The organism is Brevibacillus sp. NPDC003359 (assembly GCF_042878995.1).
Classification (GTDB): domain Bacteria; phylum Bacillota; class Bacilli; order Brevibacillales; family Brevibacillaceae; genus Brevibacillus.
Genome location: NZ_JBIAOR010000011.1, coordinates 64,805 through 77,699, shown reverse-complemented (window position 1 = coordinate 77,699; position 12,895 = coordinate 64,805). Strand labels below are relative to the sequence as shown.

The window sequence follows — 12,895 nt, the reverse complement described above, 5'->3', positions numbered from 1 at the left end:
TCATGAAAATTGTGATCGCTCCAGACTCCTTTAAGGGTAGCCTGACTGCCAAACAAGTGGGCGAAGCCATTCGCTCAGGGATTCAACGCGTGCTCCCGCATAGTGAACTAATAGTGAAACCGATGGCAGACGGCGGAGAAGGTACCATGCAATGCCTGGTTGATGCCACAAATGGCAGAATACTGACCACCACTGTAAAAAACCCGCTCGGACAGAACATTTCTGCAGAATTCGGCATCTTGGGCGACGGTGTAACCTGTGTGATTGAAATGGCTGCTGCATCTGGTCTTTACTTGATTTCTACTGAAGAACGCAACCCGCTTGTCACGACGACCTATGGCTTTGGTCAGTTGATTACAGCCGGACTGGATCAAGGATGCCGTAAGTTCATTCTGGGACTGGGCGGCAGCGCTACCAATGACGGAGGCGCTGGCATGCTCCAAGCTCTCGGATATGTGCTTCTCGATCAATACGATCAGCCACTCTCTTTTGGAGGTGGTGAATTATCACGACTGAGCCGTATTGATACGAGTCAGGCTGATAAGCGGCTGTCTGACTGTCACTTCATCATCGCGTGTGATGTCACCAATCCTTTTGTTGGACCCAATGGCGCTTCTCACGTTTTCGGTCCGCAAAAAGGAGCGACACCGGAAATGGTGCTGCAACTGGATGACCATTTGCGCCATTTCGCTGACTTGATCGAAAGGATCCGCGGCGTCGCTATTCACGATTTACCTGGAACAGGTGCTGCGGGTGGTGTCGCTGGTGCCCTTCTCGCTTTTCTGAATGGTCAGCTGCGTTCCGGGATTGAGATTGTGATCGAGACGACCCGACTCGCGGAAGCCATGGAAAAAGCCCAGCTTGTTATCACAGGTGAGGGACAGGTCGACTTCCAGACGGCCCAAGGAAAGACGCCATGCGGAGTTGCCCAAGTCGCGCAACGATACGGCATTCCCGTCATCGTCCTCGCTGGTTCCATTGGAAACGGTATCGAAGCCCTTTATGAAAAAGGCGTTTCTGCCGTTTTCAGTATCACCACCAAACCGATGACGCTGGATCAATCGATGCGCGAAACCGCCTCGCTCCTAGAGCAGACAGCCGAGCAGGTCATGCGGATTTATAGCCTGAAATCTTGAGTGCATTGTATTAACCGTATAGGAGTGCATCGACAAGCCATTGATAGCCGATATCGGAAAAGAAATCGAAGGTAGCTTCGGCGTAATCATCACTCCCATCGGACTCGTCATCATTTTCGGTAGGCAAATCGGCAAGATTTTGGAAAACTCGATTGCTGGTGATGCTGTGGGTGCAGTCACCAAAGCCACTCCAATCGTGGACGATGTCAAATTGTTGCAGGATGGCATCACAGCATTGATCGGGGTCGGAGGCGCAATGATCATCAGTCATGTTAACGACTCTTATTTCTGGGTCGTGTTCCAATTCTCCAACATGAATTTGACCACCGCTTATCGTGTCCAGACATTGGTCACACTCAGCTTTTTCAGATTCATAAATGTGGTTGAGCCTATCCGCTGTGGCACGCCAACTAAACTTTTCCAAGGCAATCTGGCGAGCTTCTTGCTTCATTTTCAAATACAGTGGCTTATTCATGATCAGCGAACGGATCGCATCGGCGAAGGCCTGCGGATTTCTATATTCTTTGATCAGCAATCCAGAACGGCCATGCTGAATCACTTCTTTTATGCCCCCGTTTTTCGAGGCAACGACTGGCAATCCGGAAGACATCGCTTCGACGTTAACAAGGCCGAACGATTCATGCTTTTGCGAAGGACAAATGAACAAATCGGCTTTTCTAAAAACGCGGTGAATTCTACGATGGGGGATCGTACCTAGAAATTCGGCATGTACGCCAAATTTACGAGAGAGCGACTGCAATTGCCTTGCATATTTGCTTGTTGGTGATCCTCCGGCAATCATTACTTTGACAGGTTGGGCTATCTGTTTTTTCACGAGCTTAGCCGCTTGAAGCAATACAGGAACGCCTTTGCGTGGGATAAGCCTGCCCGCGAACAACAAGGTGAAGGCACGGGGATGAGAGGTTTTTTGAGTAGGGGAAAAGCGAGATGTATCGACGCCGAGCCATGCAACCCGGATTTTTCTCGATATACGAGGAAAACGAGCAGAAAGTCGACTTTTAAGTGATGAACTGTTGGTGATGATCAAGTCTGCTTTTCGTAATCCGGCCAAAGTCTCTGCCCTGCTGGTATGGGGAAGGTTGACAAAAGTCAGCGAGTGAAGATACAAGGACACCGTAGCTTTCGGAGACATCGTTTTTATCGGCCTGACGAACTCCGGACGGTTATCAATTTGCAAAACGTCAAATCGGCGTTTTTTCAGGATTTTTTTCACATGGGTCAAATATTTCGCAGGACCGCCGGTAGGAACACGATAAACGTGCACTCCATCAATAACGGAATACTTTGGATAACGAGAATGCGCTCTGCTGATAATCGAGACCGAGTGTCGTTTACTCAATTCTTTGGCGATCGCCAGAATCGTAATTTCGACGGAACCCCCAAGAATGGGGGGGACGGGGATTTGCTCGGGGGCGATGATGACGATTTTCATATCGAACCCTCTCCTGTTTAAGAGCTAGGACTTGCAGCATACTCATCAAGTTCCTGCAAAAAAGGACCGATTCTCCTCTCTGAATCAAGTGCCCATCGTAACCGCTTCATGTTAAACGGGATTCTTTTGAATGGGGACAGTACTAAAAATGTCGAGAACGGAAATCGCAGCCAGGCGCGCATCAGTTTATAGTCGCTATTGTTTAGTGTGGCAACCTGACGATAACCATCCAGAATAGCTTTGGCAATGGAAAAATCCCATTGATAATCTTTGCATGAATTATAAATGATCCGATATAAATCATAGGCCCGCAGATCGACATGCAAGGTTTCAAAGTCGATCAGGTAGGTCCCTTCATCATTGAGAATAAAATTGCTGGGTCCCCCATCACCATGACACAGGACTCCATGTTTACGCGGATTGCGACGGCAATTGTTATATTCGCTGCTATTCAATAATGCTTCTGCTTGTCTGGAGTAACGCATGATTTCCGCCTCGTGCTGTTTGATAAAACGGTTAATAGGCTGGCTAAAGCCATTTCTCTTCGCTTTTGCCATCTTGTTTTGTATATATCGGTGCCTGTTACGTAAAGTGGCGTACCATGTCCCGATCTGACTGTAAGCGAAACTCCCTTTGAGAGCTGTACGTCCAGACTCATGAAAACATGCCAACGCGGCACCACATGCCCTCATATCAGCGAAAGAGCGCGGTGAGGGTTTCCTCCCCGAAATCCAGGGAGTGAGTACGAAAACCTCTCCTTTTTTCGAGAGTCGATAGATTCTGCGCCCCTCCGGCCTCTTTGGGTTCCGCCATGCCAAAAGTGATCCACTTTGTCGGACGTGCATCAGCATCCGGTCGACCCACCGTATTCGTGCTACTCCTTTTGGCATCCGCTTTAAACTGAACGTACGGCCCCCTGGCGTTACAATCCGATGGATTCCTCCTCGAATTTTCTTTTGTTGGCGTACCCGTACTCCAAACTGTTTGGCTATACCGGTAATGGTGTGTTTGCTCATTGTCATTCCGCCTTGTTCAGGTTTGTAAACAATGATTGATATTGAAGCGCAATCGAAGACCATTTATATTGTTCGGCAGTTGAGTGGGCATTGCGTACTCTATTTTTCGCTAGGGAAGGATTATTCCAAAACGCTTTAACGGCTCGGGCTATATTAGGGCTATTTACTATGGAAATGATTTGGGCATTTTGGGCATTTACAAATTCCTTTAATCCTCCCGACAAGGTCGAAATAAGTGGTACACCATTCGCCATCGCTTCCAATGCAACCAAGCAAAACGATTCTTTTTTACTTGGCACAATAACGGCACCGTAAGAAGCGTACATCCGTTGCACGGCTCCGAATTTGCACTGTTTGACCCAGCGAATTCTCTTCGTGACGCCAACTCGTCTTGTAAGGGCTTTGAGTTTTCTTTGATAGCTGGCATTGCCGCTTCCTACAATGGTTACATGTACACGTTTTTGGTTTCGTGACAGAAGGCCAATGGCTTTTATTAAGGCGTCTATCCCTTTGGAAGGGATCAGTCTTCCTACGTACAGCAATTTGGTTGGGGCAGCTTTCGACTGCTTGGTTATAGGTTTCACACCGTGGGGGATCACAGAGAATTTATGGATAGTTGTATGGGGATAACGTCCCCTTGTTGCAGCTATTTGCCACCTGCTCGGCACAATGATTTGACTTGCACTCCGAATTAATTTTGTCTGGTTTTTTCCAAACGGCGAATAGATACCTTGAGAGGCCAGGGAGTGGCATGAATAGACGATTGGCACATGGAACTGGGCTTTGGCCATTTTGGAAGTATCCGCAAATTCCGTACTATGCACATGAATGATATCAGGTTTGGCGAATCCCGCTGTGGACATCGCATGCAAGACGGATTTCGCTTTGAAAGATTGTTTTGTGCGATTAAAGTAACGAGGAACTTTTGGAAATCGAAGAAGGCGCAAATTTTCGTTTGGTTTTGAGATCGTCAATCGATTGGATTTTCCGGTGCATAGTACCGTTACCTCCACACCATTCCTACTCAACTCTCTACACAAATGAGTAGCAACGATCCCTAGTCCTCCGATTATTTTGGGTAGATACTCATTCGTCATGACCAACACTTTTAGTTTGTTGTCGTTCTCCAAATAGTACCCTCCTCGTATACTCGCTTTGATCGCATCGCGCATCCGGGAAACATTCTTCATTGTTAGATACAAGTATATTTTATGTTTGGGTGGTAAGAAGGTGTTGGGCACGGTGCCTACGGCCTTCTGACATTTTTCGGCCTCACTTTGTTTCCCTGTGAAGGGTATAGCGTTTTAGGCGCGGTGAGTATTTTTTCAGTTCCAATCGCTCGGGATGATTCCGCTTGTTTTTGGATGTGATATAGTTGCGATCTCCTGTTTCCGTGCATTGTAGGGTAACTGTTCACACGCATGGATGCAGCCTCCTCTTTTTTGGTTACAAGGTCGTCTCGATTACAGCATCTGCCGTTGGGAGTGGATCAGGCAGCTTACTCCAGTCTGCCTCGTATTCCTCGTCGTTCAGGAGACATGCATCGAGATGCTTCACGATTTGCTCCTGGTTCAGATCGATCCCGATAAAGACGAGCTCTGTGGTTCGATCTCCATGTACGGGATGCCATGTTTGCTGCCAGTCCTGCTCCTCTACCAGAATGGCTTGTTGCTCTTCTGCCGATAACGCCGCTGTCCAATAGCCTGCCGTTCCGATTTCGATGGATGGGCCCGCCTGACTAAGTGTCATCGCCACGTCATTTCGTGTCGCCAACCAGAAAAAGCCTTTAGCACGCACGACTTCTTCTGGCCAATTCTCCAACCACTTTTCAAAACGGGCTGGATGAAACGGCCTGCGTCTGCGATAAACGAAGGAGGAAATTCCGTACTCGTCCGTCTCAGGTGTATGCACTTCCTTTTGCAGCTCAGCAAGCCATCCCGCTGATTGACTGGCAGCCTCGAAGTCGAACAGATTGGTATTCAAAATTTCTTGCGGGTCTACCTGCCCACGAACAGCGCGGATGAAGCGAGCTTTTGGCTGTAGCTTGCGCAGAATGGCTTCCAGTTGTATCAAATCGTCTGGAGCGACACGGTCGCATTTATTCAAGATCAACACATCACAGAATTCAATCTGGTCGATTAAAAGATCCGCGACCTCACGGATATCCTCATCGCCCACTGCCTGCCCTCTGTCCAAAAGGTTTTCACCAGACGAAAAGTCATGCCAGAAGCGGTACGCATCCACTACGGTCACCATCGTGTCCAGGCGGCACAGGGACGATAAATTGATGCCATTTTCTTCGTCTACGTATGTGAAAGTTTGGGCGACAGGAACCGGCTCTCCTACTCCCGTCGATTCAATCAGTATGTAGTCATACCGTCCTTCCAAAGCCAGACGCTCTACTTCCGTCAGCAAATCCTCTCGCAAGGTGCAGCAGATGCAGCCATTCGACAGCTCCACGACCTTTTCGTCCACACGTGAAAGACCACTGCCCGTTGAGATAAGAGCGGCGTCGACGTTTACTTCGCTCAAATCGTTTACGATTACAGCGACTCGTAGCCCGTCCCGATTGTTCAGGACATGGTTCAGTAGCGTCGTTTTGCCCGCTCCCAAGTACCCGCTCAGGACTGTGACGGGGATTTTGTTTTCGTTCATGTTCATGCTGGGTTCTCCTTTTTGGCTTAATTAAAACGTAATGATTACGATTTGTTTGTTATCATAACGCATCGAAATAACCGAAGTCAACATAAAACGTAATTATTACGATTTGAAAATCAGAGAAAACCCTTTTAAAATTTGGGAACGATTACTCCTGCAAAGAAGTATCAAAAAAAATCAGCCAGATTTCACTCTGACTGATTTCATCCACGCCTGCTCCACTATTGTTTTTTCGCCTTATTCATCCCAACCGCTTCCCCATAAGCCCCAATGACTGGCTGGTACGCCTGACGATCATTCAGTTTCCCCTGATCGACCACGGGCTGCGGGCGATTTTCTTTCCACGTAATCTGACTGTACACATGACCTGTCGCAGTCGGCATCGTGACGAGGATGTCTTTCACCTGATCGGCATTGCCATCCGTGATGGCGAGCTTCGGAAGAATACCGCTGTCGCGTTTTCCTACAGAGATAAATGTCTGCTGATTATTCTTTCCTTCGCGAACCACGACACGCAGGTTATGGGCTGTCTGATTCATCGATACGCCCATCTTATCGCCTACAAGCAAAATCAGATCTTTGATGTTGTCTCCAGTCACATCTGCATACTTCGTATCAAGGACAAAGGTACTATCGCTGCCCATATTGAAGCCGCTATTGATCGTCACATCCAGCGAAGGCATATTGTCCCAGTCCGCCTTTTGAACCGTTACCTGTAGAAGCTGCGGCTCTTTATTGACAATGTTCCACACACTGGTCGCTACTGCCAAGCGATCCTCCGTGTTCAGTCCCCACAAGGTTTGCTTGCCCATATAACGCAGGTTGCCTTTCGCATCCCGGAATGGCACCAGCTCTACTAGCTTTTGCGTATAGCCATTGGTTGCCTTTTGCAGTTTTCCATTGCCATAATAAATCCCTTGCTTCACGTATGTTGCCTTATTGGTCGATATATCTACTGTACTCGTCGCTTTTGTTTTTGTGTTCGTTACTTTTGCCACAAATCCATCGACAAATTGTATCGTAAACGGGATATTTTGCTCTGGTTGCAATAAGACTACTGGCGCGTACGCCTGCGATTGGGTACCGCTCGCTTGAACCGGGTCAGCCCCAACACCCGAAGCCATGAGAACCGCGCCGCTGCAAAGAACTGCCGCCATCGTTTTGTGCCATGCTTTCATTCTATTCTCCTCCTTCGTATAGATAACATCCAACTCCTATCCTACATTTTTAAACGAAATTGCTAGGTCAATTGTTGCTAGTAAAATATTCCCTGTTCTCTCGCACTTTTTTCCTGTATAAGGAAGCTTAGAGCACGTTCGCTCGTTACTAAAAAGCTCGAAAACGGTTTTTTTTACCGTTTTGCAACAATTTTGCGGGATGGGCAAGCTACAATATAGTCAAATGGATGCAGCAACAGAAAGGAACATTTGAAATGAAAAAGGCTTGGCTCGTAACGACAGCACTCTGCGCCTCGCTTGTTAGCGGTTGCGGACTCACAGATACACCCAATGAATTGATGCGCGCTCCGTCAGCAGACGGCGATCAAAAATCGATCAATCAGGCCGTCATGCAATTTTTGCCGGCTGGTTCGCAATTATCTGTGCCCCTTCATCCCGCAGAAGCCAGTGCCGTCTCCCTACAGGATCTGAACGGCGATGGGATAGCAGAGGTTGTCGCTTTTTACAAAACCGAAAAAACTGATTACGAAATCGGTGTGCTCGTGCTTACCCAAAAGCAAGGAAACTGGGAAAAGCTCTCCTCCTTTACTGGGGTCGGCAGCGAATTGGATTACGTCTCCTTTCAAGATCTCACAGGTGACAATGTTCCGGAAATGCTAATTGGAATGGGGGGCGGCGAAGATTTGAACAAGGAGCTCTCCGTTTATTCGCTAGCCAATAATATGACCCAGGAATTGATGAAGCAGCCCTATTCCATTATGGCAGTAGGCGATTTGACAGGAGATGATCACGCAGATCTTGCTCTCATTGTTCTCGATAAAAATAACTTCACATCCAAAGCCGAGCTGTATGGGGCGACGAATGGCACCATTGCGAAACAAACTGAGCTAGCCCTTGACGGGTATGTAAATGGTTACTATCAGGCTGTCATCGGAAAAGCCTCTCCTACCCGAAACGGACTATTTATTGATGCTGGGTTAGGTGCTCACTCTGCTTCCACTGAACTACTCCTCTGGGACAATGGACAATTGGCCAACCCTTTGGCAAAAATAGAAGGAGAGATGGACCCAACCTTCAAGCCATATTCTTTGGAAAGTGAAGATATCAATGGTGATGGCATCATCGAGATCGGCACGATGATACAACCCGCTGGGACAGAGGATTTGGCCATGGCAGAAATCCCTTGGGTCTCCTCCTACTTCCAATGGGACGGGAAAACGGGCTTGAAGCACATCGAGAATCATTATCAAAATTACACACAAGGACTGAACCTCAAGATTCCGGCAAAATGGGGCGATAAATACACCATCTCCATCAACCATGATACGAATCCACTTCTCGTTCGATTCCTTTATTATGGAACGAATGGAAAAAATAAGCCGGAATTACTAACGGTCCAAAGCATCCCTCAAAGCGAATGGCCCAAATTTGAAAGCGGATTGAAGCAAAAGCAAGTTCCCTACGTTTTGCTGAAGGAAGAGGGAAAACAAGTCTTGATCGCCATTTTACCGCAAACGACGCCTAACATTGGAAAGGCTGCTCTCGCGGAATACCGATCTATGCAGCTTACCGCAGAGGAGGTTCGTCAGCTCTTCCAACCGATGACGAACCGGGAATAAAGTGAAATAGTAAATCCTTATCAAGGAGATTTGCCCTATGAAGGTTCTATTACTGGAAGACGAGAAATCCATCCGGGATTTTGTGCGCATCAATCTCAAACGCGAGGGCTATGAGGTGATCGAGGCTGGAACCGGCGAAGAGGCACTTGCTCTCGCAGATCAACAATCGGACATCGTCATTGCGATTCTCGACGTCATGCTCCCCGGCATCGATGGCTTCGAAGTATGCGGGCAGCTGCGGAAAAAATATCCACGTCTCGGGATCATTATGCTGACGGCCAAAAGTCAGGAGCTGGACAAGGTCATGGGTCTCGAATTCGGGGCAGACGATTACGTGTCCAAGCCGTTTAGCCCTGCGGAACTGTTGGCCCGTGTCAAAGCGTTGCATCGCAGACTGACACCCATTCCAGAATCTGAGGACAAAAATGAAATTAACATTGCCCCCTTCAAGCTTTTGCTCGACGAACGCAAGCTGATTCGGGTGGAACAAGAAATTGACCTCACGCCAAAAGAATTTGCCATCATCAAATTACTTGCAGAAAATGCGAACAAAGCTATCAGTCGCGACGAGATTTTGACAGCAGTTTGGGGTCAATTTTTTGTCGGGGACTTAAAAATCGTTGATGTGAACATCCGCCGCATCCGACAAAAAATCGAGGACGATCCGGCTCATCCAACTTTCCTGGAGACAGTCTGGGGGTATGGCTACCTCTGGCGAAAGGACGTCCCAGATGAAAGGCATTAAGAGCAGGCTGGTTCTACATTTCGGCCTGATCCTCCTTCTGATCGTACTGCTCTTGGAAGGACTGTTTTACTGGGCCGTTCATACGTATTACATCGGGACTGCGACCGAAGCATTAGTAACCCGCAGCACGACCTTCACCAATTTCATTAACAAGTACGCCACCGGCTATCGGTTAAAAGACAAGGCACGCTACATTTTGGAAAATGTTTCGAATCAGGAATACGCCAAAATTGAGGTCTTGGACCCAGGAGGAAAAGTCATTCTCAACTCCTACGGCTTTCAGACCAGCGAGATCATCAATACCCCTGACGTCATGGATGCCATCAAGGGGCAAAGTGGTTTGTACATCGGGAAAAGCCCGCAGTCGCGGGAGCGTGTCATCGCGGTGTCCAATCCGCTTACGTACAGCGGAGAATTTGTAGGGGTTCTGCGGTACACGATCTCCGCTGAACCGCTCTATCAAGCAGTGAATCGCATTGCCTTGTACGGCGCTGGCGTTGGGACAAGCGTAGTCGTCCTCGCTTTTGCACTCAGCCTGCTCATGGCAAAACGAATTGTTGACCCCATCGAGGATTTAACCAATGCGGCTAAACAAATGGCAGAAGGAAATTTCGCTGTCCGCGCGCCAAAACGATTCGATGATGAGGTAGGAACCCTCGCGGATACCTTCAATTACATGGCGGCGGAGATCGGGAAAAATGAAAAGCTGAAAAATGACTTCATCTCCTCTGTCTCCCATGAGCTGCGTACTCCGCTCACGTCGATTAAAGGGTGGGGCGAAACGCTCATTTCGGGAGGCTTGGATGAGCCAGAAGAAACGATGCTCGGTCTGGAAGTCATCTCCAAGGAGACAGATCGTCTGATCGGGCTCGTCGAGGAATTGCTCGATTTCTCGAAGTTTCAATCCGGTGAGATGAATTTGTCTCGTGAACGCATGGATGTCCGGGAGCTTCTCCATGATTTGCATCTTCAATTTTCAGTACGCGCCAACGCAAAACAAATCGAGTTGAAGCTGGATACTCCCCCTACCCCACTCATGGTTATGGGAGACCCGAATCGGCTGAAGCAAGTCTTTGTGAATCTATTGGACAACGCGTTGAAATTCACGCCACAAAACGGCTCGATCGTCATCGCAGCTTCTTTGTCAGGCGACAGGCTCCTTGCCACCGTCACTGATACGGGTGAAGGCATTAACCCGGAAGACCTGCCGCATGTTACAGAAAAGTTTTACAAGGGACGCTCCAAGCTCTCCGGCAGTGGTCTGGGACTGTCGATCTGCAAAGAGATCATTCAACTCCACGCTGGGCGGTTTTCGGTCAGCAGTGCCCTTGGTCAAGGAACATCGATTATGGTGGATTTACCTCTGTTGTCAAATCAATAAGGCAGGAAGAGCGGATTGCTCTCCTGCCTTTCGCCACTTCCCGTGTCGATTTCCCCATAAAAAAACTCACCCTGGCCGCATGTTATGAGGCGTGGATGAGTTTTTTGCTGTTAGAACACGATATTAGAAGCTGTTTTGAATAACCAATTCTTCCAGGCCAAAGCGGGAAGTCGAATAAGCTTGCACGCTTGCTTTTCCCAAAGTCAACATCAGTGATGGCAAATAGCGGGATGGGATGTTCAGCTCTTTAATGAGCGCATCACGGTTGTAGCCACCCATTGGGCACGTGTCGTATCCTTTTGCTTTTGCCGCCAGCATGAGCTGCATCGCTGCATAGGACGAATTACGGATCGCTTCATCACGCGCGATTTCCGGGTTGTTATTGTAAGCCCCTTCGATTTGCGCGATCATGGTCTCACGCACTTCCTCTGTCACGTATCCTTTTGCCAATGCTTCATCATAAACCGGACGAGCTGACTTGTAAGCCTCCAGATCGCCGAGAATGATGATCGTAGCGTAAGCATCCACTACCTGCTGCTGATTGTAAGCAATAGGTAGCAGTTTTTCTTTGATAGCAGGATCGGTCACGACGAGAAAACGCCAATGCTGCAAATTCCAGGACGATGGCGCACTTGCTGCAAGACGAAGGATCTCGTTCAGCTCGCCTTGTGGAATTTTTTCATTCGGATCGTATTTACGCACGCTGTGACGGGCTTCCATTACCTGTTCAGCGGTGATTTTCAGTTCTGTATTCATGGTTGAATCTCCTCCATACTGTATAGTACGATGTTCAAAAGATATTACTAACTTACTTTATTATCGTTACACACATTTTGCAATGACTTTTTACAGTTCACTTCATACCCTATTGTTTGGAGGCACTCTCGATGAAATACACGGATAACATTGTCATTGTCACTGGCGGTGGCCAAGGCATCGGACGGGCTGTTGCCACCATGTATGCTGCCGAAGGAGCACATGTCGTCATCGCCGAATACAATCGTGCTGCGGGAGAAGAAACTGCCTCGCTAATCAACACGGCAGAAGCGGTGAAAGGCACGGCACACTTCGAGCACATCGACGTCGGCGTACCAGTGCAGATCGAACATTTGATGAGAACCGTCGATGAACGCTGGGGGCGTCTCGATGTTTTGATCAACAACGCGGGCTTGTCCGTATGGGAATCTCCCTATGAACTGACCGTCGAAGCGTGGGACCATATTTTGAACACAAATTTGCGCAGTGTCTTTCTCGCGTCGAGAGAAGCAGCCAAAATCATGCGTCGCCATGGCGGAGGTGCTATCCTGAATCTTTGTTCGACGCGGGCGCACATGTCTGAGCCACACTCTGAGGCATATGCAGCTTCCAAAGGAGGCATTTTGTCGTTAACACATGCACTTGGCGTCTCACTTGGCCCCGATGGGATTCGTGTCAACGCGATCTCTCCCGGCTGGATTGAACACCGCGATTATGCCGCTCTTCGTCCTGGAGATCATGCCCAGCATCCGGCAGGTCGCGTAGGTACACCCGAGGATATTGCCCGTGCGTGCCTATTTTTGACGCAAAAGGACAACGATTTCATTACGGGTACTGAGCTGATTGTGGATGGCGGAATGACCCGCAAGATGATATACGAGCCATAAACTAAACCAATGCCCTCCCTCTTGAATATGTTGTGCTAACAAGAGAAAAAGGAGGAGTTGTATGCC

General features: G+C 48.4%; 10 protein-coding genes and 3 pseudogenes. 6 read left to right on the top strand and 7 right to left on the bottom strand.

Features of this window, described 5'->3' with window-relative positions:
- Positions 1–2 precede the first annotated feature (2 nt).
- On the top strand, positions 3–1,136 hold the full coding sequence (locus ACFYU8_RS22375) for a glycerate kinase (RefSeq protein WP_390303935.1): 1,134 nt from the start codon (positions 3–5) through the stop codon (positions 1,134–1,136).
- 166 nt (positions 1,137–1,302) lie between these two features.
- A pseudogene (locus ACFYU8_RS22370) lies at positions 1,303–1,431 on the top strand (hypothetical protein); the annotation flags it as partial.
- 102 nt (positions 1,432–1,533) lie between these two features.
- Here ACFYU8_RS22370 and ACFYU8_RS22365 read toward each other — a convergent pair.
- From ACFYU8_RS22365 to ACFYU8_RS22340, 6 genes and pseudogenes are all read right to left on the bottom strand, one after another.
- Positions 1,534–2,589 (bottom strand): annotated as a pseudogene (locus ACFYU8_RS22365) (glycosyltransferase family 4 protein); the annotation flags it as partial.
- Between the two features lie 17 nt (positions 2,590–2,606).
- Complete coding sequence (locus tag ACFYU8_RS22360; protein WP_390303933.1) at positions 2,607–3,605, bottom strand: phosphotransferase; 999 nt, start codon at positions 3,603–3,605, stop codon at positions 2,607–2,609.
- A gap of 2 nt (positions 3,606–3,607) precedes the next feature.
- Positions 3,608–4,735: a glycosyltransferase family 4 protein gene (locus tag ACFYU8_RS22355; RefSeq protein WP_390303931.1), complete on the bottom strand. Its 1,128-nt coding sequence runs from the start codon at positions 4,733–4,735 to the stop codon at positions 3,608–3,610.
- A gap of 142 nt (positions 4,736–4,877) precedes the next feature.
- Positions 4,878–5,028, bottom strand: a pseudogene (gene rpmG / locus ACFYU8_RS22350) (50S ribosomal protein L33).
- Between the two features lie 23 nt (positions 5,029–5,051).
- Positions 5,052–6,266, bottom strand: coding sequence for a GTP-binding protein (locus ACFYU8_RS22345; RefSeq protein ID WP_390303929.1), 1,215 nt, complete (start codon positions 6,264–6,266; stop codon positions 5,052–5,054).
- Between the two features lie 218 nt (positions 6,267–6,484).
- Complete coding sequence (locus ACFYU8_RS22340) at positions 6,485–7,441, bottom strand: hypothetical protein (protein ID WP_390303927.1); 957 nt, start codon at positions 7,439–7,441, stop codon at positions 6,485–6,487.
- 254 nt (positions 7,442–7,695) lie between these two features.
- Here ACFYU8_RS22340 and ACFYU8_RS22335 point away from each other — a divergent pair, with 254 nt between their 5' ends.
- The 3 genes from ACFYU8_RS22335 to ACFYU8_RS22325 are packed head-to-tail and all read left to right on the top strand — an operon-like array spanning position 7,696 to position 11,186.
- A complete protein-coding gene (locus ACFYU8_RS22335; RefSeq protein ID WP_390303925.1) occupies positions 7,696–9,060 on the top strand; it encodes a VCBS repeat-containing protein in 1,365 nt (454 codons plus the stop codon).
- 37 nt (positions 9,061–9,097) lie between these two features.
- A complete protein-coding gene (locus tag ACFYU8_RS22330; protein ID WP_390303923.1) occupies positions 9,098–9,805 on the top strand; it encodes a response regulator transcription factor in 708 nt (235 codons plus the stop codon).
- The gene (locus ACFYU8_RS22325; protein WP_390303921.1) at positions 9,792–11,186 is read left to right on the top strand and encodes an ATP-binding protein; all 1,395 of its coding nucleotides are present in this window, start codon (positions 9,792–9,794) and stop codon (positions 11,184–11,186) included. The genes ACFYU8_RS22330 and ACFYU8_RS22325 overlap by 14 nt, the downstream gene beginning before the upstream one ends.
- A 123-nt stretch (positions 11,187–11,309) precedes the next feature.
- Here ACFYU8_RS22325 and ACFYU8_RS22320 read toward each other — a convergent pair whose 3' ends face one another.
- Entirely contained in the window at positions 11,310–11,942 is a 633-nt protein-coding gene (locus ACFYU8_RS22320) for a nitroreductase family protein (protein WP_390303919.1), read from the bottom strand.
- 131 nt (positions 11,943–12,073) lie between these two features.
- Here ACFYU8_RS22320 and ACFYU8_RS22315 point away from each other — a divergent pair, with 131 nt between their 5' ends.
- Positions 12,074–12,829 (top strand): SDR family NAD(P)-dependent oxidoreductase, encoded by a 756-nt coding sequence (locus ACFYU8_RS22315; RefSeq protein ID WP_390303917.1) that lies wholly within the window; start codon positions 12,074–12,076, stop codon positions 12,827–12,829.
- Positions 12,830–12,895 lie beyond the last annotated feature (66 nt).

Excerpts from the sequence above, each read along its gene's own strand:
- ACFYU8_RS22375 (WP_390303935.1), top strand. The coding sequence starts at position 3 with ATGAAAATTGTGATCGCTCCAGACTCCTTTAAGGGTAGCCTGACTGCC.
- ACFYU8_RS22360 (WP_390303933.1), bottom strand. The coding sequence starts at position 3,605 with ATGAGCAAACACACCATTACCGGTATAGCCAAACAGTTTGGAGTACGG.
- ACFYU8_RS22345 (WP_390303929.1), bottom strand. The coding sequence starts at position 6,266 with ATGAACATGAACGAAAACAAAATCCCCGTCACAGTCCTGAGCGGGTAC.
- ACFYU8_RS22340 (WP_390303927.1), bottom strand. The coding sequence starts at position 7,441 with ATGAAAGCATGGCACAAAACGATGGCGGCAGTTCTTTGCAGCGGCGCG.
- ACFYU8_RS22335 (WP_390303925.1), top strand. The coding sequence starts at position 7,696 with ATGAAAAAGGCTTGGCTCGTAACGACAGCACTCTGCGCCTCGCTTGTT.
- ACFYU8_RS22330 (WP_390303923.1), top strand. The coding sequence starts at position 9,098 with ATGAAGGTTCTATTACTGGAAGACGAGAAATCCATCCGGGATTTTGTG.
- ACFYU8_RS22325 (WP_390303921.1), top strand. The coding sequence starts at position 9,792 with ATGAAAGGCATTAAGAGCAGGCTGGTTCTACATTTCGGCCTGATCCTC.
- ACFYU8_RS22320 (WP_390303919.1), bottom strand. The coding sequence starts at position 11,942 with ATGAATACAGAACTGAAAATCACCGCTGAACAGGTAATGGAAGCCCGT.
- ACFYU8_RS22315 (WP_390303917.1), top strand. The coding sequence starts at position 12,074 with ATGAAATACACGGATAACATTGTCATTGTCACTGGCGGTGGCCAAGGC.